The sequence below is a fragment of the Hymenobacter wooponensis genome, from assembly GCF_004745865.1.
GTDB lineage: Bacteria > Bacteroidota > Bacteroidia > Cytophagales > Hymenobacteraceae > Hymenobacter > Hymenobacter wooponensis.
This window is the reverse complement of sequence record NZ_SRKZ01000006.1, coordinates 249,751-274,136: the sequence shown is the minus strand read 5'-3', so window position 1 is coordinate 274,136 and position 24,386 is coordinate 249,751. Positions and strand designations below refer to the sequence as shown.

The following is a 24,386-nucleotide window of genomic DNA, read 5'->3' as shown; positions in this document are numbered from 1 at the left end:
CTTCAGTGTATAAAATGAAATCACAAGGGCCCGACTCAATGGTTGAGTCGGGCCCTTGTGGCAAGTATGGCAGAGTGCTATGGATGCAGGCTGGCGCTGGCGTAGTGGCCTAGCGCTTGAGGAGCATGGCGCCGTAGGAGTAGCCACCGCCAAAAACGGTAATCACCACGTGCTCGCCTTCTTGTAGGCTCGACCACGTATCGGCCAGAGCAATGGCAGCGCCGGCACAGCCCGTGTTGCCAAGCTCTTCAATGTTGGATACCGCCCGGTCATCCGGCAGGCCTAGCTGTTGCAGCACATTTTTGGTGATGCGTAGGTTGGCTTGGTGCGGAATCAGGTACCGAACGTCCTCTACGCTTAGTTGATTACGCTCCAATACCTGTTGGGTCACACGCGTCATGTACTGGCACGCATTGATGAACACGTCTTTGCCGAAGGGCATGACAATGCCTTTTTCTACTGGTTTTAGCGTAACCGATATATCCGCTTTGCCAATGTTGCCGGCGCCACCCGTAATAACAGTGCGCACGTCAAGATCAGTAGGTGCCAGGCGCTCGGGGGTGAGCAGGAGAGCCGCGGAGCCGTCGCCCCAGAGGTGGCCGGCCATAGTGTCTAGCTCGTTGTTGTAAGCGGTGTTATGCTCGCTCACTACTACCAGTGCCCGTCGGGCTTTACCCAGGGCAAAGTAGCCTTCCACAATCTCAATGGCGTTCAGCAGCGAAGAGCAGGCCGAGGAAATGCTCACCACAGGAATGTCTGACACATCCAGCTCGCGCTGTACGGCATGCGCTAGTGTGTAGATGGTGTCGTGAGGGGTGTAGGTGGCACCTACAATCAGGTCTACCTCAGTAGCGGCAAAAGCCGGAGCTGCCGCCAGCACGCGGCGGGTAGCTTCCAGTGCCATGGTGTTCGTGTTTTCTCCGGCGGCAGCTTTCCGACGCGCCCGGATGCCAGTGCGCTCGGTGATCCACTCGTTCGACAACCCGTTTATGCGGGTAAAGTGCTCGTTGGTGATGATTTCGGCGGGCAAGTAAGCCGCCACCTGATGAATGTACACGCGGTAGATGGAGGAATGAGGGCAGAGCAAATACGGAGCAAGGTACGCCGCTCGTCTCAACTTACGTGGCCTTTTCAGCAGATGGCCCGTACTTTGCACGCCTAATGTTCGTTCAACGGACTACGGTACTCCGGGTTTAGTTGCGCCTCTCACAAGATTATGATGTTTTTAAAGTTGTTTCGCCAAGTGGCCTTGGTGGTTGGGCTAGGCCTGCTGACACTCCCCTTTGCGCAGGCTCAGAAGTACCGTACGGCAGCCGGTATCCGGGTTGGGGGCGGCCAGTACGGGATTACCGTTCAGCAGAAAATATTGGATAAAACTACCCTGGAAGGTCTAGGCCTAGTTTCCTCCCGTGAGGTATCGGCCACGCTGCTGGCCGAGCGGCACTTTGGCATTTTGGGGCCCAGCCTCAACTATTACTTTGGCGCCGGCGGCCACGTGGGCAACCACAAAGACAATGGTGCCTTCGGCGGCATTGACGCGCTGGCGGGCGTAGAGTACAAAATAGCCCTCTCGCCCATTGTGCTTTCCGTTGATTTCAAGCCGAGCGTAGAGTTTGGCTCCGACGATTGGGCGCGTTTCCCCACGGCCTTCTCCGTTCGTTACATCTTAGTGAAAGAGAAAAACACGAGCCTCATGAACCGCATCTTCGGTGATGATAAAGACAAGCCTAAGTCGAAGGAAAAAACGAAGAAAAAATCGGATACCCGCCGCGGCCTGTTTGATTTCTAGGCCACCTGTTCAAGAGCACTAGAGAAAAGCTTCACTAGCTCACCAACACAACGCCCCGGCTACTTGGTAGCCGGGGCGTTGTGTTGGTGGGGCAAACGAGGACCTGCTACTGATTCAGCAGAGCAACTGGTAGGCCTACTCGCGGTGGACGCGGCCGCTGCCTACTACGGAGCTGCTGATTTTGGGGCTGCCCATTACGTACACGTCGCCGGAGCCAACGATGCTGGCCTCCAGGCTTTTGGTGGCCATGAGGCGGCAGTTGCCCGAGCCGCTGATGGCGACGTGGCAGGCTTCGCTGCGGAGTTTGCTGGCTTTTACGTTGCCGGAGCCGCTCACGCTGATATCCTGCGTGGGCACCACGCCCGAAACGTCAATATTGCCCGAGCCCGAAACGGCAGAGTTGATCTTATCGGCTGTGAGGCTGGCGAGTTCAATGCCACCCGAGCTGCTCACCGATAGGTTGAGGTCATCGGCCTTCACGGCCTCGGCGGCCTTAATGTTACCCGAGCCGCTCACCGTGAGGCCTTTGATGGTGGGCATAGTCACGTATACCTTAATTGAGCCGCGGTTGCGGTACCAGGAATTACCGTTGGTAGGCTTAGAGCCAATGCGCAGCCGGCCATTAGTCACGGTTGTTTCGAGGTGGTTTAGGTCCTCAGGGTCGCCCTCCACTTCTACTTGCTGGGGGCTGCCCTGGCGCAGGAAAACATTGGGAGAGCCCGCCAAGGTCAGGGAGGTGAATGCGCCAACCTGGCGAGTTTCGCGCGTATCGGCCAGCCGCGACCGGAAGCCGGGCAGCACGAACAAGACAAGGAGCAGCGCGGGCAGAAGGATACGAAGCGTTTTCATGGGCTACAGGAATAAGTAATAAAAGTTGAGTGTCAGGGGGATAGATGAAGCCTGCTCTACAACCGTTGCCCCGACCAGCAAAAGAATTTTGCTTGGCCTATACAGGGTAGAGAACCATCCTGGTTTAAAGTAGCCAAGTGGCCTAGGCCACTCAGCTCTAGCTTCTTCCGCGGCCAGTAAATTCTCGTTGCCTCGAAAAGTCGCCAGACAACAGCCGAGCCTAGACTTGCAAGCACTAAAAAAGCCTCCCTGCAGAAGCAAGAAGGCTTTTTTGCTGAATAGAGTCAGCTTACCAGATCTTTACTCGCGCCGAGTCGGGCAGGTAGAGCTTCTGGCCAGGCTGCACGTTGAAAGCCTCGTAAAAGGCGGGCACGTCGGCGAAGGGGCCATTCACGCGGTACTGAGCCGGGGAGTGCACATCGGTTAGAATGCGCTGGGCCAGCACCTCGTCGCGCTGGTGGTTCTGCCAGCCCAGGGCGTAGCCTAAGAAGTAACGCTGGGTAGGCGTAAGGCCGCCAATTTTCTCGCCCTTCTTGTACTGGTCGGTTTTCTTGAAGGCATCGAAGGCAATGACGATGCCGCCGAGGTCGGCAATGTTCTCGCCAGCGGTGGCTTTGCCATTGATATGCAGAGAGTCGAGCACCGTGTAGCCGTTGAACTGGCGCACGATGCCGTTTACGCGTTTCTGGAAGGCGGCGCGGTCTTTCTTGCTCCACCAGTTGCGCAGGTTGCCATTCTCATCAAACTGGCTGCCTTCGTCGTCGAAACCATGGGTCAGCTCGTGGCCAATGGTGCTGGCACCGGCATAGCCATAGATGATGGCGTCGTCGGCGTCTTTGTCGGCTAGGCCAGGTACCGAGAAGATGGCCGCCGGCAGCACAATCTCGTTGTTGCTGGGGTTGTAGTAGGCGTTGTACGTCTGGGGCGTCATCTCCCACTCAGTGCGGTCAACGGGCTTACCCAGCTTGTTGATGTTGTAGCGGTACTGCCATTCATTGGCCCGCATCACGTTGGCGAGGTAGGAATCGCGGGTAATCTTCAGGGAAGAGTAGTCGCGCCACTTATCCGGGTAGCCTACTTTGGGCGTAATCTTCGCCAGCTTCACCAAGGCCTTCTGCTTGGTAGAGTCGCTCATCCAGTCCAGGGCCTGAATATGGTCGCGGAAGGCCGCTACTACGTTTTTAGTCAGTTCGGCGTAGCGCTCCTTGGTTTCGGGGGTGAAGTATTCCTTCACGAACAGCTGGCCCAGGATTTCGCCCATGCCGCCTTCCTCCTCGTCCAGCACACGCTTCCAGCGGGGGCGCTGCTCTTTCTGACCTTGCAGAATGGTGCCATAAAAGCGGAAGTGCTCGTCGTCGATCGGGCGGCTGAGTTGGCCGGCGAAGGTATTCACGAGGTGCCACTGCAAGTACGCCTGCCATTGCTCCAGCGGGGTGGTTTTCAGCAACTGCCCGGCTTTCTGATAAAACTCCGGCTGGCCTACAATCACGGTATCGGCTTTGGAGAGCTCCATTTGGGTCAGCCACTGCTTCCAGTTGAGGCCGGGCGTGAGCTTGTCAAGACCCGAAACTGCCATTTTGTTGTAGTTGGCGTACGGGTCGCGCAGGGCCTCCAGCTTGCGCGAAGAACCCGCCAGCGCCGTTTCCAGCTGCATAATCTGGGCGCTGTGGCGCTGAGCCGTTACGGAGTCCTGGCCTAGTAGCTGCAGCATGCGCGCTACGTGGCGCACGTACTCCTTCCGGATGTTGCTGGTGCGGGTGTCCTTGTTGAAGTAATAGTCGCGGTTGGGTAGGCCTAGGCCTGCCTGGTACAGGTGCAGGGCCATTTGGTCACTCTTTTTGGCGTCCTGGTTCACGTAGCCGCCAACGAGAGAGTTCACGCCCAGTACCTTGTGGCGCGCAATTACGGCCTGCACATCAGCCACCGACTTGATGGCCGCAATACGGTCTAGCTCTGGCTTTAGCGGGGCAATACCTTGCTTGTCAATGGCTACAGAATCGAGGCCAGAAGCCCAGAAGTCGCCAATCTTCTGCTGGCTAGAGCCTACCTTGGCGTTGGCTTTGGCGGCTTCCTCATTCAGGGCCCGCAGGCGGGCGTACACTTCATTCTGCACTTCCTTGCCAATACCCCACGAGCTTTCGGAAGCCGGAATGGGGTGAGTTTTCAGCCAGCCGCCGTTGGCGTAGGTAAAAAAGTCGTCGCCGGGGCGCACAGTGGTGTCGAGGTTAGCCTGGAGCAGGTCAGGCTGGCCCGCGCCAGATTTGCCGCCGGGCTGGCAAGCCGTAAACACCAGGCCGAGCATGGGCGCTGCGAGCAGCCAGGGCCGCAGAGAAGGAGGGAAGGGCATAAAGGAAAACAGGACAAAATGTGTATGGCGAATGTAGCAGGAAGCGGCCATTTCGCGTAGGCCTATGGACGCAGACTGTTGGGCCAGGGCTGCGTTGCCTAGGCCACCTCCTAGAACTGCCATCCCGACCGCAGGGAGGAGTATAAGGTGGGCTTCTGGTTGGTGGCCCCAGATACCTCCCTACTGTCGGAATGCTATCCTAATTTGCTATCATGTCGCTCAAGCTCCTTTTGCTGCTCAACTTTGCTCTGGCCACCTACCTCACCGGCGTTATCTGGACGGTACAATTGGTTCACTATCCCAGCTTTGCGCAAGCCGCCCGCGACACATTTCCCACGTTTCATCAGCAGCACTCCAGCCGCATCAGCTGGGTAGTTATGGCTCCTATGGTGGTAGAGCTAGGCCTGGCGGGTTGGCTGGCTTGGCAGGGACGGGCGCTAGGCCAGGGGGTGTGGTGGGCCCTCGGCTTGGTGGTGCTGATTTGGCCCGCCACCTTTTTCATTTCCGTACCCTTTCATAACCGCTTGGCTCAGGGCTATGACTACGTAGCCATTGATGGCCTAGTGCGCACCAATTGGGTCCGGACGTTGGCCTGGACGGCGCGTATGGGTGTACTGGGCAGCCTGCTCTGGAAAATGTTGAATTTTGCAAGCTGAACCTGGCCTTACTCTATTCGCATATTAATCAATCATCAGTATCTCATCCCATGCTTCCTCCCGCCGACACCTTTCTTTCGGAACTGCAGTTCCAGACCAGCCGTAGCAGCGGCCCCGGAGGCCAGAACGTAAACAAGGTAGAGTCGCGGGTAGAGCTGCGCTTTCGAATTCCGGATTCTCTGTTGCTTTCAGAAGAGCAAAAGCAAACGCTACTACAAAAGCTCGCCTCCAAGCTCACCACGGAGGGGGAGTTGCTGATTGCCGCTCAGGAAGAGCGTAGCCAGTTGCGCAACAAGGAAATTGCCCTGCAGAAGTTCTACGAAACCCTGCGCAAGGCCCTGCACAAGCCCAAAGCTCGCAAAGCCACCAAACCCAGCCAAGGAGCGGTGCGCCAGCGTCTAGAATCCAAGAAAAAGCACGGCGACAAAAAGGCTAACCGTGGCCGAGTTGATTTTTAGCGCTTTAAATCAGAGCAGAATATGAAGCTATTACTAGCAGTGGCAGCCATAATGCTGGGCTTTTATCTGGCTGTACTCTTGCTCTTCTGGGGTCCTGGGTTAATGCTGCTTAGCGCTTTTCGGCCACTTTTTATGGTAGTAGGGGCCATTGTCTTGATTTCTTTACTAGCAGCGTGGGGGCTGATACCGTACTGGATATATCAGAAAATAATTCGGGCTGCCGACTTAGAGTCTGGGCCTATTCTCAGCGGATTGCAGTGGTGGCTTGTAAGCACCTATAGCTTGATGGCACTCCTACTATTGGGCGTTCTGCTAATCAGTTGGCCCTCAACAAAGCTGTTAGAGAAACTGGCGGAATACCATGTGCTACTTTGGTTACCTCCCATGTTCCTAGCTTTAATACCGTTGTGGGCGAATTTCCGCCGAAAGCAGAGGGGATAATACAGCAGAAAAGCCTAGTTCAAGTCTAGTCCGAACAACACCCCAAACCAGGGCTTGCGCTGGTATATCCAATGCCGACCATCGGGGCCTAGTAACTGATCGGCTCCCACGGCCAGGCCTAGGTTAAAAATGTGGGCGTCGTAGATGGTAGCTACCCCCGCGTGCAGCACAAAGCCCTCGTAGTCGGTAGTGGCGTGCTGCCGGGTGAAATCAGGCGTGATCTGTGAAGAGCCTAGGCCAGTAAAAATGCCGTAGCCCAAACCTGTAGTGCGGATAATGGGTTGGCGCCGGCCACCAAGCAGCTGATGGCTGGTAAGATGGTAAAAATCGAGGCGCCGGCCCAGGTACAGGGCGGCGTTGAAATTAGTGTTGAGCTGCACCGGCACGCCGGCGCGGGGTGGGCGTACCTTAAACGGAATAGTAAACACGTCAACGTCGAGGCGACGGGCGGCTAGTACGATGTGGCGGCCTGGGCGCAGGCGGTAGTAGGCAGGAAGCGGAGCCCAAGTAGTACGCGAATGGGCGGCACTGTCGGGAAGCAGGTAGAGCGTGTCGGCCGACTGCCGCGCATATAAGGACCGGCCATTAGGCCAGGCGCCCTGCAGCGTAGCATCGTTGGTTTGAATGGTGGTGTAGCGGCCTTCCGGTAGCGTATCGAGGTGGCCTACGGCTGCGCAGCCGGCCAGCAGGCCCAAACCACTCAGGGGCCCTAGCAACCTCCCCGCCGATTTCATCGCACAGAGTACCCCGCTTAGCATGAAAATCGAGCCCGGAAGAGTTACAGTAAGGTGCCGCGCAGGAATACCAGCGCTACGGTAAAGTAGATAATAAGGCCAGTAACGTCAACCAGCGTGGCCACAAACGGGGCTGAAGAAGTAGCAGGGTCGAGGCCCAGGCGCTTAAGCAGCAACGGCAGCATAGAGCCAGCCAAAGAGCCCCACAGCACAATGCCCAGCAGCGCGAAGCCAACCGTGAGGCCTACGGGCACCCAGTGCGGCCCATAAATGGGCGTTATCATCTGCCACACCGCAATGCGCCCAAAGCCCACAATACCCAGGATAACGCCCAGCGCGAGGCCCGATAAAATCTCACGCCGTAGCACCATCCACCAATCCCGCACCGTAAACTCACCCAAGGACATGGCCCGGATGATGAGAGAAGTGGCCTGCGAACCAGAGTTGCCACCGGAGCTGATAATGAGCGGAATGAACTGCACCAGCACAATAGCACGCTGCAGCTCCCCTTCAAAAAACTGCATGGCCGACGCCGTAAGCAGTTCGCCCAAAAACAGGATAACCAACCAGCCAGCGCGTTTCTGCACCATCCGGGGCAGGGGAATAGTGAGGTAAGGCTCATCAAGAGCCTCCGAGCCCCCCAGCTTCTGGATGTCTTCGGTATCTTCTTCCTCCCGGATGTCAAGGATATCGTCGATGGTCACGATACCAAATAGCACGCCCTCATCATTCACCACGGGCAGAGCCACCCGGTCGTTGCGGCGGAACACCTCAATGGCTTCCTCCTGGTCCTGCATCGCCTTCAGGAACACGTAGCGGTTATCCATCAGCTCCCGCACCCGCTTCTGCGGATCAGCCAGCAGAAATTCCCGAATTCGGATGTCGTCAATCAGCACGCCTCGCTCGTCAGTCACGTACAGCACGCTCAGCGTTTCCGACTGTCCTCCGTGGCGCCGGATGTAGTCGAGCACCTGTTGAACGGTCCAGTTTTCCCGAATGGCAATGTAGTCGGGCGTCATCAGGCGCCCCACCGAGTACTCGGGGTAGCCCAGCAGCTCCAGCGTCACGCGGCGCTCCGGCTCCGAGAGCGTCTGAATCAACTCCTTTACAAAATCGTCGGGCAGAAATTCCAGCAGCGCCGTCCGGTCATCGGGCGACATTTCATTCAGAATATCCGAGATTTTATCCTGCGAGAGGTTGGCCAGAAAGTGCTTCTGAATGTCCAGATCGAGGTATTCAAATACCTGCGTGGCCAAGCTCAGCGGTAGCAGCCTGAAAATGATAAGCTGTTCCCGTTCTTCCTCTTCTTCAATGAGCTCAACCAGCTCGGCCGGCTCGAAATTTTTTAGGAGTTCTTTGAGCTTGAAAAACTCGCCCTCCTGAATCAGGGACGTAATGTGTTCGAGAGTCGGGTGCTGATTCATGTAAAAAAGAGGGGTGTGTCTCGCTAGGCAGAGGGAATTGGTGACAAGAGCCGAACCGGCGCGCAAAAGTAGTTTTTCCGGGGCGGATTCGCAGGATACTGGAGAGAATAAATCCAACTCCGGGCCCGGCCATGATATACGGTTACGGCCGAGCTCCGGACTCTACGTAGGGCAACAATTACTCTCACTTGAGTAGTTCTATTGGCCCCGTGGCCTAGCTGAGCGTAACCTTCCCTTGCCCAAGGCAGTTGAGGAGTCGGTTGGGTACATACTTTTGGTGCCCGCTTATGCCGCGCTAGTATTATGCCTCACTCGTCTGTTTTGCCGCTTGGTACGCTCGTTGCCCTTGGAGGTGGTGATGATGATGCCATGCTGGCGCTGCTCTGCGACCTGCTACCCTCCCTCGATACTCCGGTTGAAATCATTACCGTGGCCTCCCGGGATGCCTCTCGCACGGCCGGAGCTTATGAGAAGGCCCTGCGCGATTTAGGCTGCCGCAATGCCCGCCACTTACCCATTAATGAGCACTACCGCGCCGATGCACCGGCCACCTTGCGCCGCCTGCGCCGGGCGGGACTAGTGTTTTTCAGTGGCGGCGACCAAGAGCGCATCACTGATTTTCTGCACAACACTGAGTTTCTTCAGGTCTTACGGGAGCGTTATCAGCAGGAGGCCACCTTTGTGGTAGCTGGTACCAGCGCGGGTGCGGCCGCCCTCCCCGACAATATGCTGGTGGAAGGCTATGGCTGGCGGGCCGTGCGCAAGGGCGGCATTCAAACCAAGGCTGGCCTAGGCCTCTTACCCCGCCTGCTCATCGATCAGCACTTCATTGAACGCGGCCGTTTTGGGCGGCTGGCACATGCCTTAATTGCGCATTCTATGTGTTTGGGGCTAGGCCTGTCAGAAGAAACCGGCGTCATTATTCGGGGCGGACAGGAAGCAGAAGTGTTTGGCGATGGGGTAGTGGTGATGATAGATGGCTGCGACATCGAAGGCAGCAACTTGGGGCGCATTGGTCGCGGAGAGCCCGTGAGCGTACAAAATTTGAGAGTAAACCTGCTCGTAGCCGGGCAGCGTCTCAACCTGAAGACCCGGGAACTACTCCCTGACGGTGCCTCGGTAAATAATCAAGAGGCGTAGGCTTAAACCCCTAGGCCAAACACAGATGTTAGCGAGGCGTGAGAGCCTAAACGGCTAAGCGCTACATTCTTGGAATTGAGCTAGAATCACTGGATCCGCACTGGCTTTAAGGGGCTTTTGTGTGCGTATAGCAGGTAGGCAAATTGCGAAAAGTGGGTACCCTATGCAGCTAGGGATATTGAAGTTATGGGATAGCGAAAATACTTACTCGGCTTGCCTAATAGTAGAATGTTTTTTCTGCCTACATTTAATGCCTCAACCCCAAAATTCTCACACATTCCATTTTATGACTTTAAAATCTCTACTCCTCGTGGGTGGTGCGCTACTTACGGGTACGGCGGCCTCGGCGGGTGGCTACCAGGTTACACTGGCCGGACAGAAAAATAACGGCATGGGCGGTGTAGGTGTGGGGCTTTCCCTCGACCAAGCCGCCATGTTCTACAACCCTGGCGCACTGGCCATGGTGAAAGACCGCGGTGTGCAAGTAGGCGTGAACCTGACCATGGCCCGTAATGCGTTTGTGGCGCAGGGCGGCAGCCAGCAGCGCGAACTGCGCAACACGGTTACTACGCCTTTCAACTTGTACGCTGGCTTTGGCCCAGCCGAAGGCAAGTTCCGGGCTGGTATTGCCGTGTATACGCCATTCGGCAGCAAACTGCAGTATGCTGAAGGGTGGGAAGGTCGCACGGCCCTGACGGATATTGATCTGAAGTCAATCTTTGTACAGCCTACTGTTAGCTACGCTATTACTGACCAAATCAGCGTGGGCGCCGGCTTGGTGGTACTGGCCTACGGTGCCGTAAACCTGCAGCGCGATGTGCCATTGCCTGACTCATACGGGCACATCGAGCTAGACGGTAAAGCTGATACCAAACTAGGTTTCAACGCCGGCATTTTCTTTAAGCCATCTGATAAAGTATCATTAGGGGTTAACTATCGCTCTAAGATCGACGCTCACGTAAAGGATGGGGATGTAACATTCACCGGTATTCCCGCTTCTTTTGGCACCCGTTTCGAGGCTACCAAGTTCAGCGCTACTTTGCCGCTGATTGCTACTACCAGCATTGGTGTAGGCCTCATGCCTACTGAGAAGCTGACCATTGGCATTGATGCTAACTTCGCTCAGTGGAGCAAGTACCAATCGCTACGTTTCGACTTCGATCAGCAGATTAACGGTCAGACGTTTAGCGAGTCGAAGCGCAATTACAAAGATGCTCTGACGGTTCGGGTGGGCGGCCAGTATAAGCTCACCGATGGCTTGACGGTACGTGCCGGTGGCGCCTACGATGAGACACCCGTGCGGGATGGGTATGTGACCCCTGAAACTCCTGATAACGACCGGTTCAGCGGTACCCTGGGTGCTTCCTACAGCTTCGGCAAGTTCGGTGTTGATGTGTCGGCGCAGTACGTGAGCATTCAGAAGCGTACCGAAACGCAGCAGCAGTTGGTTAACAATGGGACCACGGACCGTATTGCCGGAACCTATAAAACCAACATCGTGATTCCGGGCATTGGCCTGAACTACGCTTTCTAACCGCGACTCCCTTCTTACCTCATGAATACGTTTCTATTTCGTAAAGTTACGCCGTTCGTAACGCTACTAGGGTTTGGACTGACGGCTTGCCAGCCTGACTTAGAGAAAGACTTTGAAGCCAGCCGTGGTACGGCAGACTTCACTCGCTATATCGCAGTAGGTAATTCCCTGACGGCGGGCTACTCAGATGATGGCCTGTACCTTGAAGGTCAGCAGAACTCCTATCCTAGCATTCTGGCTAAGCAGTTCCGGACAGCTGGCGGTGGCGAGTTCAACCAGCCTCTGTTCACTGAAGCTCAAAGCAACGGCTCTGGCTATCTCCGCCTAACGGGCTTCAGTGCTACCGGTTCACCTATTACAGCTAGAGTAGCAGGCAACGCCGGTCGGGTAGCTGGTGCTCCGGGGTCGGCACCCTACACTAAGTTCGATGGGCGGGTAGATAACTTAGGTGTGCCTGGGATTCGCTTAGCAGATATCCATACGGCAAACTTTGGTAATCTTGGTGGGCAAACTGGTGCCCCAACCGCAGCTACGTTCAATCCTTTCTTTGAGCGAATCACTCCTCTTGGCAATAGCCAGTCTTACTTCCAGCGTGTGAAAGCTGAGGCGGCTACGGCTACTTTTTTCTCCAACTGGCTGGGTAACAACGATGTGTTAGGCTATGCTACAACTGGTGGCGTAGGCGGTGTCATCACCCGCACGGATACGTTCACGCTTAAGAATAACCGTATCATCAATGCTCTGACGGCTAACGGCGCCAAAGGGATTGTAGCTACTATTCCGGACGTAACAAATGTTCCCTTCTTCACCACAGTGCGTGTAGCTGATATTCGGGCCCGTTTTAAAGCTGGTAATGCTGCGCTGGACGTATATATCCAAACTACGGGTACTGCTGGAGCGCAAGTAGTGCGCCTAGCTACCGACAATGATCTGCTGACGCTACCCTCCTCGGCTGTTATTGGTACCACTACTACGGGTAATCCATTCCCAGTGGGTGCAGGTTTAAACGCTACTCAGTCTAACCCTGTTCCCAACCAGTTTGTGCTTGATGCTACTGAACAGACCTCAGTACGCAATGCTACTACGGCGTTCAACACGGCCATCGTCAACAAAGCCAATGAGAAAGGCCTGGCAGTTTTTGATGCTAACTCTTTCTTCTCTCGCGTAGCCGCTTCCGGCTTCGTTACCAATGGCGTGAATAACACGGCAGGCTTCATTTCTGGCAACTTGTTCTCGCTGGATGGCGTGCACCCAACCCCTCGTGGCTACGCTGTAGTAGCCAACGAGATGATCCGTGCCATCAATATTCAATACGGCGCGAGCGTACCACTAATAAACCCTAACGACTACCGCGGAGTTAAATTTCCTCAGTAGGTAATACTGGCCTAGGCCATACAAAAGCCCCCACTGAACCTTCAGTGGGGGCTTTTTATTTGTTTGACTTGTCAATTCGCTTCAGCTTAGCTGCACGGGTTGTAACACCTCTGGCAACTCTGGCGCCTTCTCACCGGCTAAGCGGGCCGCAATTACCTGGGCGTGGTAGCGGCCATTTTCAATAAACCAGCGGCTGGTGTTGAGGCCACCGCAGACGGTACCGGCTAAATACACGCCAGGGCGGTTGGTTTCCAGCGTATCGGCGTCGTGCGTAGGGGTTTGGGCAGCGTCTAGTTCACAGGTGATGCCGAGAGCCGCTAAGAAGCTGAAGTCGGGGTGGTAGCCGGTGAGGGCGTACACGTAGGCAGCAGGCAGCGCCTCTAGGCCAGTGGGCGTCTGCACTTCCACGGCCTCGGGTGTGATGCGTTGAATAGTAGCGTTAAAAAGTGCTTTGATACGGCCTTCTTTGATACGGTTAATCAAATCAGGCCGTATCCAATACTTCACCGACTGGCTGATTTCCGCTCCGCGAATTACCATTGTAACGTCGGCACCGGCACGCAGAAGCTGGAGCGCGGCTTTGGCAGACGAGTTTTTAGCCCCCACGATTACTACTTGCTGGCCAGTATGAGCGTACGGCTCTTTGTAGTAATGATTCACGTGCGGAAGATCCTCGCCGGGTACATTCAGGTAATTTGGTACGTCGTAAAAACCCGTAGCAATGATGACGTAGCGGCAGGCAATATGGCCCTTTTCCGTTACTACTTCATACTGGCCAGGGCCTCCCTCTAGGCCAGTTACGCGCTCATAAAGGCGCAATGGAATGTTCTCAGCAAAGGCCACGCGCCGGTAGTAATCGAGGCCATCTTCACGCAGGGGTTTGTAGTGACTGGTAGGAAAGGGGTGCCCGCCAATTTCCAGTAGCTCCGGGGTGGAGAAAAACTCCATGTTGGTGGGGTAGCCGATGATGGAGTTTACTAGGGCTCCTTTATCAATGGCCACCACCGAAAAGCCGCGCCGCTGCACCTCAATGGCGCAAGCTAGGCCTACCGGTCCGGCGCCAATTACTACAACGTCGAAGGAAGAATCAGTTGTCATATCCTGTAATACCAGTTCAAGGGCTCAGAGTTTAACCTTGACAGCCCCAGGGAAGTGGCTGCTGCGTTATGACTTGCATTTCAGCGCTTTTAGTGCACCAGTCGACCACAAGGCCCAGGCCATAAGTGCAGGCTGAAAGAACAGCCGCCCCAGGCGTTTGGCGTCGGTATTGAGACCAAATGCAGAAATGTGGTGAGTGTACTGGTGAACGTTTCCTGGGAATACCAGCGCATAGAACACTGCCAGCCCCAGGCCTAGTTCAGCGCGCTTGGGTTTCCAGAACAATAGCGCTAGCCCTAGGCCTATTTCTACCACTCCTGATTGCAGCACCACGGTATCCTTGTTGAGCGGCACAAAGTCGGGCACCTGAGCTTGAAACTCGCGGCGGGCAAACGTGAGGTGGCCGGTACCGGCTACTACCATAAAGGTGCCCAGTAAGCCGCGGGCTATGTTTTGCAGGGTAGTGGTGTGGGTATTTTCTGACATATAAAGCGCACTGAGGTTGGCTCAGTCATTGGGTATACGCCCAAATAGTTGAGCCAGATGCTTCAGCTTAAAGTCTGAGCAGATAAATATGTCAGTCGTGATACAACCCAAGACCTAACTGCCCGGTCATGGCTGTATTAACCTTCTAATAGATTTGTTATGAAAACTATTCAGCGTTTGCTTTTGGTCACCGTGTTGGGTGTAGGTGCCTGCAAGAAAGAAGATACGCCTCCGAAACAAGTTGAGGTTACCCTACAGAATACTTCTTGGCGCATGACTGCCTACACCATAGAGACCAAGCCGCGCACGGGAGGTGGGAGTAGGGTTTACGATTTCTTTAGGTCCTATAGCCAAAACTCACCCACGCCGTGCTTAGGGCTGAGTACGTTGACTTTCGCCTCAAGCGGGGAGTTGCTATGGACGCAGGAGGCCGGTGGCTGCACAGTACATATACCCCCCGTCACTCAGGGAGCAGCTACTATCAGTTGGGGCCAATGGAGCCTGAATGATTCGAAGACTCGATTAACAGTTGCTAGCAAGTATGTAGATCTGGAGAGTTCCGCCTTGCCCACTATGTGGGCAGCGCCCGGGGCATATGATGTTATTCAGGTGGATAATGCTGCCTTAATTCTCAGCAGCAAACGAATCATAGGACGGCAGCAAGATTCACTCGTTATTGAGCGGGCTGTATTTGCTCCCTTGTAAGTGATGCACAAGCAAAAAGTCACCGCCCGGCCTCTTATGTTACTAAAGGGCCGGGCGGTGACTTTTTTGGTGGGTGTCTGGCCTGGCCTAGTGCGCCTGCAGCCAGTTCTGGCCGGTGCCTACCTCTACCTCTAGCGGCACACCGTGAGGCAAAAGCAGGGCCTGGGTCATCAGCTCCTTGATTTTAGGAGTGATGTGCTCTACTTCTTCCTTGACGGCATCAAACACCAGTTCGTCGTGTACCTGCAGAATCATGCGAGTGCCGAGCTTTTCTTCAATCAGCCACTCATGAATGTTGATCATGGCCTTCTTGATGATGTCGGCGGCGGTGCCTTGGATGGGGGCGTTGATGGCGTTGCGCTCAGTGTAGCCGCGCAGGGTGGCATTACGAGAGTTAATGTCGCGCAGGTAACGGCGGCGGCCTAGCAGGGTAGTGGCGTATTCCAGTTCCCGCGCCCGATTGATGCTGTCGTCCATGAACTGCTTCACCGAGGCAAACTCTTGGAAGTAGGTGTCAATGATTTCAGTAGCTTCTTTGCGGCTGATGCCAATGCGCTGGGCCAGACCGAAGGCCGAAATGCCATAGATGATACCGAAGTTCACCGTTTTAGCCTTACGGCGCATTTCGCCATCCACCTGATCAAGAGGTACATGGAATACCTTGCTGGCGGTGCTGGTATGAATATCGAGGCCCTGGCGGAAGGCTTCAATCATGGTTTTGTCGCCTGAGAAGTCAGCCATGATGCGCAATTCCACTTGCGAGTAATCGGCCGCCAGTAGCACGTGTTGGTCATCGCGGGGCACAAAGGCTTTGCGAATCTCGCGGCCCTTCTCCGTCCGGATAGGAATGTTCTGTAGGTTAGGATTGGTACTGGAGAGGCGGCCGGTAGCCGTTACAGCTTGGTTGAACGAGGTATGCACGCGGCCATCTAGCTCACAAACTAGCTGCGGCAAGGCCTCCACGTAGGTAGAGCGTAGCTTCGTGAGCTGGCGGTGCTCCAGAATCAGACCGGCAATGGGGTTGTCGGCAGCCAGGGTGCTGAGCACTTCCTCGCCAGTAGCGTACTGGCCAGTTTTGGTTTTCTTGATTTTGCCACCGCCTAGGCCTAGGCGGTCAAAGAGCACTTCGCCCAACTGCTTCGGCGAACCAATGTTGAACTCTTCCCCGGCCGCCGAGAAAATCTGCTGCTCAATCTCCTGAATATAGCCCTGCAATTCCGCTGAGTACTCACCCATGGCGCTACTATCAATCTTCACACCCTCATACTCGATGTCGGCCAGCACTGGCACCAGCGGGTTTTCTACTTCGTTCAGTAAATCCAGTAAGCCTACCTCTTTCAGCAGTGGCTCAAATACGTGTTTAAGCTGCAGCGTCACGTCGGCATCTTCGCAGGCGTAGTCGGATACCTCGGCCGGCGGCAGGTCAGCCATCGTTTTCTGATTCTTGCCCTTCGCGCCAATCAGAGAAATGATAGAAACCGGCGTGTAGTGCAGGTAGGTTTCGGCCAGCACGTCCATATTGTGGCGCATGTCGGGCTCCAGCAGGTAGTGGGCCAGCATGGTATCAAACAACGGCCCGTGCACCTGCACCTTGTAATGCTTGAGAATGGTGAGGTCGTACTTGATGTTCTGCCCGATCTTGAGAATGTCCTTTGACTCAAAGAAGGGGCAGAATTCATCTACCAGCGCCTGAGCTGCTTCTTGGTCATCGTGCGGAACGGGCACGTAGTAGGCCTCGCCGGGCAGCCAGCAGAACGACAGGCCTACCAGGCGGGCCGTCATAGTGTCTAGGCCAGTCGTCTCGGTATCGAAGCTTACTTCCTTTTGTTGGAGTAAGAACTTCAGCAAAGACTTCCGCAGCTCGGGTGTGTCAACCAGGTGGTACTGGTGCGGCACGTCGGCCAAGGTCAGGCGCGGACCCGCTGGGGCGCCAAAGGAGCCAGTTTCGCCTTCTTCGGCACCAATAGCCACGGCTGCGTCAGAAGAACTGCCAAACAAACTGCCTTGGCCCTCAGCTACTTTCGGGCGGCGCGAGCCGGCCCGTGGGTTGGGTGCCGCACTCACGCCAGCCGGGCTGCCACCACCCAGTACGCGGGCGGCCAGCTGCCGGAACTCTAGCTCCTCAAACAACTGGCGGAGCTGCTCGGCATCGGGCTGCTCCAACCGCAGGTTTTCTTCGTGAAACTCAATGGGAACGGTCAGGTGAATGGTGGCCAGCTCCTTGCTCAGCAAACCCTGCTCGGCAAAGGTGCGCACGTTCTCCTGCAGCTTGCCCTTGAGTTGATCTACATTGGCAATCAGATTTTCTACCGAGCCAAACTCCTGCACCAGCTTCTTAGCTGTCTTCTCACCAATACCCGGAATGCCCGGAATATTGTCGGAAGCGTCGCCCTGCAGGCCTAGAATATCAATTACCTGCTCCACGCGCTCTACTTCGAAGCGCTGCAGCACGTGCTGCACATCCAGCACCTCGGCGGCATTGCCCATGAAAGCCGGGCGGTAAATCTTGATGCAGTCCGTCACGAGCTGGCAATAGTCCTTGTCGGGCGTCATCATAAACACCTCACCAAAGCCCTGCGCCTCGGCCCGTTGAGCTAGGGTACCAATGACGTCGTCGGCTTCGAACCCATCCACCATCAGAATGGGAATGTTGAAGGCCTGAATGATCTTCTTGATGTAGGGAATGGCTAGGCCTATGTCCTCGGGCATAGCCTGCCGTTGCGCTTTATAATCAGCGAATTGCTCGTGGCGGAAGGTCTTTTTCTGAGCGTCGAAAGCCACGCCAATGTGGGTGGGCTTTTCCTTCTGGAGCACCTCCACCAGCGTATTGGTAAAGCCTAAGATAGCACCAGTGTTCAGGCCCTTGGAATTTACGCGTGGGTTCTTGCTGAAGGCAAAATGAGCGCGATAAATCAGGGCAAAAGCGTCGAGGAGAAAAAGCTTGTGGGGGCGGGCGTCAGCAGCAGTATCGGTCATGGAGCGAAGGTACGGAATGAAACAGGCCGCTGAGGCGGCAGTAGAGCGGTGGTTTTACCCCCTAACTTATATACAAAGCATTACGGTGGTGGTACGGTTTAATTTACGTTTTGGTAGCATTGCTGAAAAGCAAAGGCAAGGAAAGGTCTGCGTTGCTCCGGTCAACGCCCACCCAGCAAGGTCCGTACTGGCCTAGATGCGTTATATCTCCCTCGACCTCGAAACTACCGGCGGTAAACCTCAGCGTCACCAGATTCTGGAGCTGGCCGCCGTGGTGGAAGACACCAAGCACCTGCGACCCCTAGCAGAGCTGCCCGCGTTTCGGCGCGTGGTGCGCCACGCCGAGTACGTGGGTACGGCTGGGGCTTTGGCGCTGAACGCGGGCTTGCTGCAGGAGTTGGCACGCAAAGAGCCCAACCCTGAGCTGTGCACACCCGACGAACTGCTGTCCCAGCTGCGGGAGTTTTTGCTAGGCCAAAACTTTAAGCCCGATAAGCAAGACTGCGTGGCTGTAGTAATGGCCGGCAAGAACATTGCCTCTTTTGACCTGGGCTTTCTGCGGGAGCTGCCGGGCTATGGTTCACTGGTACGCGCTGAGCCTGCTATGCTTGATCCGGCGGCCTTCTACCTCAACTGGCGCAAAGACACTCGCTTACCCACCATGCAGACGTGTAAGGCTCGGGCCCATTTCGAGGACGACACGGTGGCGCACCAAGCGCTAGCCGATGCGTTGGATGTGATACAACTGCTGCGGCCCTTCTACGAGCTACCCATGTATCAGCAGGTGCGGGAGCAATAGTGGGGTAGGTGCTGCTAGGCCACTAGTGTGCGGGCGCGTACTTTGCAGCATGGTTCAGCACTACTTTCGGCCGTTGTATATTCTCCTAATCTGCTTGATCGCTGCCACAGTGGCGGCCGCACAAACGCCCGGTAAGCGGCCTACTTGGCAAGAGCATGCGCAGGCGGTAACTAAGTTTCAGCAGATGTTGAATGCGGAGTACCGCAACCCGGCTGAGTCGCCGCTGCCGCCGGAGGTGCGCAAGAAGTTTACTGGCCTAGCCTTCTTCCCACTAAACTACCACTGCTGCGTGTTGGCACGCTTCGTGCGTGATTCTACCCAAGCTCCCTTCCCAATGCCTACTAGCACGGCTCGTAGGCCACTATACCAGAAGTACGGAGAGCTACAGTTTGTGCTGGAAGGTAAGCCCCAGCAACTTACCGTGTACCAAAGCCTGGACCTGAAGCAAAAACCAGGCTTTGAAGATTACTTGTTTATACCCTTCACCGACCCCACCAACGGCCACACCAGCTACGGCGGAGGCCGCTATATTGATATGCGTCTGGGGCAGATTCAGCAGGGACAAGCGGTAGTGGATTTCAACCAGGCCTACAATCCCTTTTGCGCCTACAGCCCAGTTTATTCCTGCCCCGTGCCTCCCGCCGAAAACCGTATCACAGTTGCCGTAAAAGCAGGCGTAATGAGCGACCATTAGGTGGCCTACGCAGTAGCTTTTATTGGTACTTGCTTTTCAAGAAAAAGGAACACGAGGTGCGTACCCTAAAGCCTAGTGCATTGCGCATACGAGCTACGCAACGCCTGTTAGAATGCTTTGTGGCTTTCGTCGTCCTTATCTAAATCGAGCAGCCAATAGGCTGATTCAGATTCTAGTGCCAAGGCGGCTAGATTAAGCCAAGCCTCGGCACGGTCGAGTATAGCAGAATCGGAGGTCACGACAATATCCGTAGTCTCAGCTAGTACCCGGTCGGGGTTCATTACTACCTCAGCCGTCCAAGGCAACCCAAGCTCTGGACCCAACTCACGCAAACGCGCGGCAAGGCGTCCGCTATTTGATACCGGCTGATCGAGCAGCCACCGCACGGGGCCGGGCGCCAATTCATGCAAGGCGGCAGCCGCCAGCCGAATGGCCCGGTCAGTTTCCTGCACTGCACGGTAGGTACCGTGAATGCTGGACAAGTCACGCAGGGCTCCGTCGCGGCCCCGCAACACCACTCCGCCGCTCAGGGCTGTTTCGAGAGTGATAATCAGGTTAAAACCGTCAATGGATACGGGGCGGCCTCCTAGGCCTGTAGCCGGTAGACGCGTGGCAGTACGCTGAGTGTACTGCTCATCGGTGCAGGCAGCGCGGCCTACGGCCCAGCGCTGGCGCTCAGTCAGTGCATATCGGTCGCCTACTAGCTTGAGGGTGGCGCTTGGCGGGTAGCCTCGGGTGAGTAGCCACGAGAGCTCCGCAACGGCGCGGCGCAGCACTGGTACCCACTTTGGCGCAAATAGTCGCTCGTCGTTCGGGTGCGGGCCGCGGTGGCGAGTATCAGCAGGGCGCATGAGCTGGCATAAGTAAGGGTAGTGGCGGCAAGTACCGAACTTTTTCAGCGCCCGCGCCCTGCCTGCAGGTAAGCCGGAATATCAAGCATCTGACCGGAGTGAACATCGATAAGCCTGCTTTGGCTAATGAGCCGGGTCAATGAAGAAGGGAATGCGGATGCGCACGTACGTGCCTACTCGTGGCGAGGAGCCAGCATCCACAATGCCACCTAGCAGGGCTACCCGGTCGCGGATACTACGTAAGCCTAGGCCTATGCTGGTGGCTCCCTTGGCCGGAAACCCTACCCCGTTATCCTCAGCGCGAAGCAGTATGTAGCCGGGTACTGCTTCTAGTGCTAAGCTGGCTTCTGTGGCCTGGGCATGCCTGACAATGTTCTGGGCGAGTTCCTGGGCCATGCGGTATAGAGCCACCTGTAACTGCTGGGGCAGGGGCCGGGGCAACTCGTCGAGCGCGATGTGGCACTCGAAGATCAGCTGTGCCGTGCTGAGCGTCCGGCAAATGTCTTGAACTGCTACTTCCAGCCCAAACTCCGTCAGCACCAAGGGCACTAGTTCGTGTGAGATGGCACGGGTCTGGCGAATAGCGTCGGCGAGCAGGCCGTGGGCGCGGGTCCAGGCGGCTTCAGGCACCTGCGTCCGGGTCTGATCGAGTTGAAGCTTAGTGGCGTAGAGCAGCTGGCCTACTCCGTTGTGCAGAGCTTCTCCGATACGCTTGCGCTCCGCCTCTTGCGCTTCCAGCACAACGTTAAACAACGCCTGCTGCTGCTCCAGGCGCATGCGCAGGTTGTCTTGCTCTAGGCGGTGCACAGTGGAAATGTCCAGGTCTACGCCAAGCAAGCGGGCGGGCTGCTCCGGGGCGGCCGCCAGTACCACCGCTTTAACGCACATGGTTTTCACCTTATCGGCTATGCGCAGCCGTAGCGTTACTTCTGAATCACAAGGCTCCTGCGTGAGGCAGTGCACCAGCCGCTCGGCCACTGGGCGGTCTTCCGGCACCACGTAGTCGAGGTAAATACTAGGAGTTACGGGGCTGCCCTCCGGTAAACCAAAGAGGCGATACATGCCCGCCGACCACCGCAAGGTACCTACGGCCGGCTCGTACCCCCAACTACCCAACTGCGCAACCGACTCAGCCTGTTGCAACAAGGTGAATTGACGCAGGCGCTCTTCTTCAGCCAGTTTGCGCTCAGTGATATTGAGAGTAGTAACCACCACACCGTCGCCGAGCTGCACATACATCGACGAATACCACTGCCGAAAGTCTTCGTGTGGGTAATAGTACTCGGTTTGCTGCGGCTCGCCGGTTTCCACCGCACGACACATTATTGTCAGCAGCCCGTTGAACTCAATGCCCGGAAAAATGGAAGTGAAGCGCTGGCCCACCAAATCGTCGTGTCCAGTTTCCTGCTGCAGCTTACGATTAACAGACACGAAGGTGAAATCCTCAATACTACCGGAGGCATCACGCTCCGCTTTCAGCACGGCCATGCCGATAAGACTGGTGTCGTAGACGGATTGGAGCAGGTCGCGACTTTCCTGCAGGGCCTGGGTGCGGCGCTTTACCTTGCGCTCTAGTGAGGCGGCCAGTTCCTGCTGCTGTTGCTCAGCCTGCTTGCTCTCTGTGATGTCGAGCAGCACCCCGCTCATGCGGCGAGCGCGGCCGTTGGGACCCGTATCAGTGGCTTGGCCGTGGCTGCTCATCCAGCGTACTGTGCCTTGGGCCGTAATTATTCTAAATTCAGCCTCGAACAAGCCATGCTCATCTACGGCGTCTTGCAGGCGCTGTAGCACGGCGGCGCGGTCGTCGGGGTGCAGGTGGCGTGCGAAGTCCGTAGAGGTTAGTGGGCCGGGGCTGGTCTCTAGGCCAAACTGCTGGTAATGGCGGGCGTTCCAGAGAATTTCGTCCGTGGTTACGTTCCAGTTCCAGGTGCCCAGCTTGGCGGCTTCCAGTGCAATGCGCAGGCGCTTTTCCGATTGGCGCAAGGCTTCGTCGGTTGTTTTCTGGTTCTGGATGTCGATGTTCATGCCCATCCACTTGCTGATACGGCCCTGCGCATCCCGGATAGGGGTGGCGCGCACGTTGGTCCAGCGGTAACCGCCAGCGGCCGAGCGCACTCGGAATTCAGCATTAACTGTGCCTTCCACTGCCACCGCCTCCTGCCACTGGCGTCTGGCATAGTCCCGGTCCTCAGGATAGATGGCATCGAGCCAGCCGAAGCCCAGCCATTCGTCTAGGCTCTGGCCAGTGTAACTCCGCCAGCTGGGACTATCCTCCACTATCTGCCCGTCAGCTTCAGTTTCCCATATGGCATAGGCATGCGCTACCACCAAGTTGCGGAATCGCTCTTCGCTGTCGCGTAGGGCCGCCTCGGTGCGGCTACGCACTACTGCTGCCCAGGTGCGCTCAGCCGTGTCCTCTAGTAGGGCTAACTCGGGGCCAGTCCAGGCGTGGGCTACCGGGTAGTGCATGAACAGCACTGCAATGAGCTGCCCATCTTTGCGTAGCGGCACATTGACGGTGGCGCCCAGCTGGAGCGCGGCATGGGCCTGTTTCTCCTCATCGGTGAGCGTGGGGTCGTTGGCAATATCGGGGCGCACCACAGTTCGCCCTTCCTTAAAAGCGGCAAGTAATGCAGGGCCGTAGTCGTTGTAGTGATAACGGCCCTCGATGCTGGGCACGCCAACCTGGGTGTAATTGCGCGTGACCACAATGTGGGCATCGTCGCCCTGATCCTCGGCGTAGCCCACCCGGCTAGCCCCCAGGTACTGGCCTAGCGCGCATGCAGCCTGATACTGAATATCAATCGGGTCAGACAGCGGCCGTAATCGGTCGTCGAGCTGCAGCAGGAAGGCTTGCCTGTGCTCTTGACGTTTTCGCTCGCTTATGTCCGTAAACAACAGTGACACCAAGTGGTGGTTGGCATCTCCCACGCGAAAGGCATACACATCGTACCAGCGGTTCATGGCAGAAGTTTGCTGCTCAAAACGCGTTGGCTCACCAGTTCTAGCAACCTGCGCAAACTGATCGAACCAACTGCGCTCAAGGTTAGGCTGGAAGTAGCTAATGCGCTGGCCTACGGGATTGTGGTAGCCGGTTTGCAGTTCAAAGGCAGGGTTGGCTTCACGATAGATCCAGTCTACGGCATTGCCATCGGCGTCGAATTGCAGCTCTAACACGCAAAAGCCCTCGTCAATGGCATTGAACAAAGTTCGGTAGTTGTTTTGGGCACGTTGGGCTACTTCGTCTTTCAGACGCAACAACTCCTGCTCGGCTTGCTTGCGGGAGGTAATATCTTGGGCCGTGCCTAGCCACTCCACAATGTCGCCCTGCGCGCTGAGTACGGGTACTGCCCGGGAGTGTACCCACCCCACGGAGCCATCGGCGCGGATAACCCGATGTTCGTGCTCAAATAAGCTTTTGGTGCGAATAGCCTCCGCAATAATAGCCGATGTGGGAGCTTGCTCATCAGCTGGCAAATAGGTTTGTAGCCACGAGCTTGTAGTGGCGGGGGAGGTAGCCAAGAAGTCTTGGCCGACAAGTTGATGCATGTGGCGCCAGTCGGCGCTCATTTTGAACACCATATCGGCACTGGCAGTTACTAGCAGTCGAAATTGCTCCTCGGATCGACGCATGTTTGAGACGACTTCTGGCTGCAGCTTTTGATACGTGTTTTGATACGTGTGTTCCTGCGAAGAGAGCCCTGCAAAAGGTGGTTCTTGCATATGAATGCAGGGGCTTGCCCTGGCCTCTGGTTGGCTACTATTGATTACTGAAAGCTGCCTCACGAAGCCGCGCTTACTAAGATAAGAGTAACTGTTGCTAATGAAAGGCGTCAGTCACATGTGGCAACATAATAAGAGTACTTGTAGAGTAGCCAACAGACTAGTTAACCCCAGGTTTTCCTGAGGCAATTTCCAATACAACGCTGTAAGAAAAGCGTACTTGCTGCCGCTGGCGTTGGTGCCGAAGGGCAATAAAGATGGCAAACCAGAAGCCGGCGGGAAAAGGGGAAGGAGTGGGTTGAAAGCGG

General features: G+C 56.1%; 18 protein-coding genes. 8 read left to right on the top strand and 10 right to left on the bottom strand.

Translation table 11 applies throughout. The annotated features are described in order from the left end of the window. Positions 1 to 109 precede the first annotated feature (109 nt). On the bottom strand, positions 110 to 1,057 hold the full coding sequence (locus EU557_RS20255) for a 3-oxoacyl-ACP synthase III family protein (RefSeq protein ID WP_135532466.1): 948 nt from the start codon (positions 1,055 to 1,057) through the stop codon (positions 110 to 112). A 159-nt stretch (positions 1,058 to 1,216) separates the two neighbouring features. On the opposite strand from EU557_RS20255, the gene EU557_RS20250 reads away from it, so the two are divergent. Further along, entirely contained in the window at positions 1,217 to 1,789 is a 573-nt protein-coding gene (locus tag EU557_RS20250; protein ID WP_210116095.1) for a hypothetical protein, read from the top strand. Positions 1,790 to 1,924: 135 nt separating this feature from the next. On the opposite strand, the gene EU557_RS20245 is transcribed toward EU557_RS20250, so the two are convergent. Next, complete coding sequence (locus tag EU557_RS20245; protein WP_135532300.1) at positions 1,925 to 2,638, bottom strand: head GIN domain-containing protein; 714 nt, start codon at positions 2,636 to 2,638, stop codon at positions 1,925 to 1,927. Between the two features lie 289 nt (positions 2,639 to 2,927). Further along, positions 2,928 to 5,108: a M13 family metallopeptidase gene (locus EU557_RS20240; RefSeq protein WP_245326338.1), complete on the bottom strand. Its 2,181-nt coding sequence runs from the start codon at positions 5,106 to 5,108 to the stop codon at positions 2,928 to 2,930. An 89-nt stretch (positions 5,109 to 5,197) separates the two neighbouring features. Here EU557_RS20240 and EU557_RS20235 point away from each other — a divergent pair, with 89 nt between their 5' ends. Further along, a complete protein-coding gene (locus tag EU557_RS20235) occupies positions 5,198 to 5,641 on the top strand; it encodes a hypothetical protein (protein ID WP_135532299.1) in 444 nt (147 codons plus the stop codon). Between the two features lie 50 nt (positions 5,642 to 5,691). Beyond that, positions 5,692 to 6,099 (top strand): alternative ribosome rescue aminoacyl-tRNA hydrolase ArfB, encoded by a 408-nt coding sequence (arfB, locus tag EU557_RS20230; RefSeq protein WP_135532298.1) that lies wholly within the window; start codon positions 5,692 to 5,694, stop codon positions 6,097 to 6,099. A gap of 455 nt (positions 6,100 to 6,554) precedes the next feature. On the opposite strand, the gene EU557_RS20225 is transcribed toward arfB, so the two are convergent. Continuing rightward, entirely contained in the window at positions 6,555 to 7,235 is a 681-nt protein-coding gene (locus EU557_RS20225; protein ID WP_135532297.1) for a hypothetical protein, read from the bottom strand. A gap of 83 nt (positions 7,236 to 7,318) precedes the next feature. Beyond that, complete coding sequence (mgtE, locus tag EU557_RS20220) at positions 7,319 to 8,698, bottom strand: magnesium transporter (RefSeq protein WP_135532296.1); 1,380 nt, start codon at positions 8,696 to 8,698, stop codon at positions 7,319 to 7,321. A 303-nt stretch (positions 8,699 to 9,001) separates the two neighbouring features. Between mgtE and EU557_RS20215 the strand changes: the two genes are divergently transcribed. The 3 genes from EU557_RS20215 to EU557_RS20205 all read left to right on the top strand — a co-directional run bounded on the left by EU557_RS20215 (position 9,002) and on the right by EU557_RS20205 (position 12,746). Further along, positions 9,002 to 9,838 carry a cyanophycinase gene (locus tag EU557_RS20215; RefSeq protein ID WP_135532295.1) on the top strand — a complete coding sequence of 279 codons (837 nt, stop codon included), beginning with the start codon at positions 9,002 to 9,004 and terminating at the stop codon, positions 9,836 to 9,838. A 286-nt stretch (positions 9,839 to 10,124) separates the two neighbouring features. Further along, positions 10,125 to 11,372 (top strand): OmpP1/FadL family transporter, encoded by a 1,248-nt coding sequence (locus EU557_RS20210; RefSeq protein WP_167855291.1) that lies wholly within the window; start codon positions 10,125 to 10,127, stop codon positions 11,370 to 11,372. A 21-nt stretch (positions 11,373 to 11,393) separates the two neighbouring features. Continuing rightward, positions 11,394 to 12,746 (top strand): SGNH/GDSL hydrolase family protein, encoded by a 1,353-nt coding sequence (locus tag EU557_RS20205; protein ID WP_135532293.1) that lies wholly within the window; start codon positions 11,394 to 11,396, stop codon positions 12,744 to 12,746. Between the two features lie 81 nt (positions 12,747 to 12,827). Here EU557_RS20205 and EU557_RS20200 read toward each other — a convergent pair whose 3' ends face one another. The 3 genes from EU557_RS20200 to polA all read right to left on the bottom strand — a co-directional run bounded on the left by EU557_RS20200 (position 12,828) and on the right by polA (position 18,011). Further along, complete coding sequence (locus tag EU557_RS20200; protein WP_135532292.1) at positions 12,828 to 13,844, bottom strand: YpdA family putative bacillithiol disulfide reductase; 1,017 nt, start codon at positions 13,842 to 13,844, stop codon at positions 12,828 to 12,830. A gap of 66 nt (positions 13,845 to 13,910) precedes the next feature. Further along, a complete protein-coding gene (locus EU557_RS20195) occupies positions 13,911 to 14,330 on the bottom strand; it encodes a DoxX family protein (protein ID WP_135532291.1) in 420 nt (139 codons plus the stop codon). A gap of 792 nt (positions 14,331 to 15,122) precedes the next feature. After that, a complete protein-coding gene (gene polA / locus EU557_RS20190; protein WP_135532290.1) occupies positions 15,123 to 18,011 on the bottom strand; it encodes a DNA polymerase I in 2,889 nt (962 codons plus the stop codon). Positions 18,012 to 18,207: 196 nt separating this feature from the next. On the opposite strand from polA, the gene EU557_RS20185 reads away from it, so the two are divergent. Continuing rightward, positions 18,208 to 18,810, top strand: a complete 603-nt coding sequence (locus EU557_RS20185; RefSeq protein WP_135532289.1) for a 3'-5' exonuclease — start codon at positions 18,208 to 18,210, stop codon at positions 18,808 to 18,810. A 94-nt stretch (positions 18,811 to 18,904) separates the two neighbouring features. Then, positions 18,905 to 19,504, top strand: a complete 600-nt coding sequence (locus EU557_RS20180) for a DUF1684 domain-containing protein (protein ID WP_245326337.1) — start codon at positions 18,905 to 18,907, stop codon at positions 19,502 to 19,504. A gap of 107 nt (positions 19,505 to 19,611) precedes the next feature. On the opposite strand, the gene EU557_RS20175 is transcribed toward EU557_RS20180, so the two are convergent. Both EU557_RS20175 and EU557_RS20170 read right to left on the bottom strand, forming a co-directional pair. Next, complete coding sequence (locus EU557_RS20175; RefSeq protein ID WP_135532287.1) at positions 19,612 to 20,355, bottom strand: DUF434 domain-containing protein; 744 nt, start codon at positions 20,353 to 20,355, stop codon at positions 19,612 to 19,614. Between the two features lie 123 nt (positions 20,356 to 20,478). Then, on the bottom strand, positions 20,479 to 23,988 hold the full coding sequence (locus tag EU557_RS20170; RefSeq protein ID WP_167855290.1) for a PAS domain-containing protein: 3,510 nt from the start codon (positions 23,986 to 23,988) through the stop codon (positions 20,479 to 20,481). Positions 23,989 to 24,386: the final 398 nt, after the last annotated feature.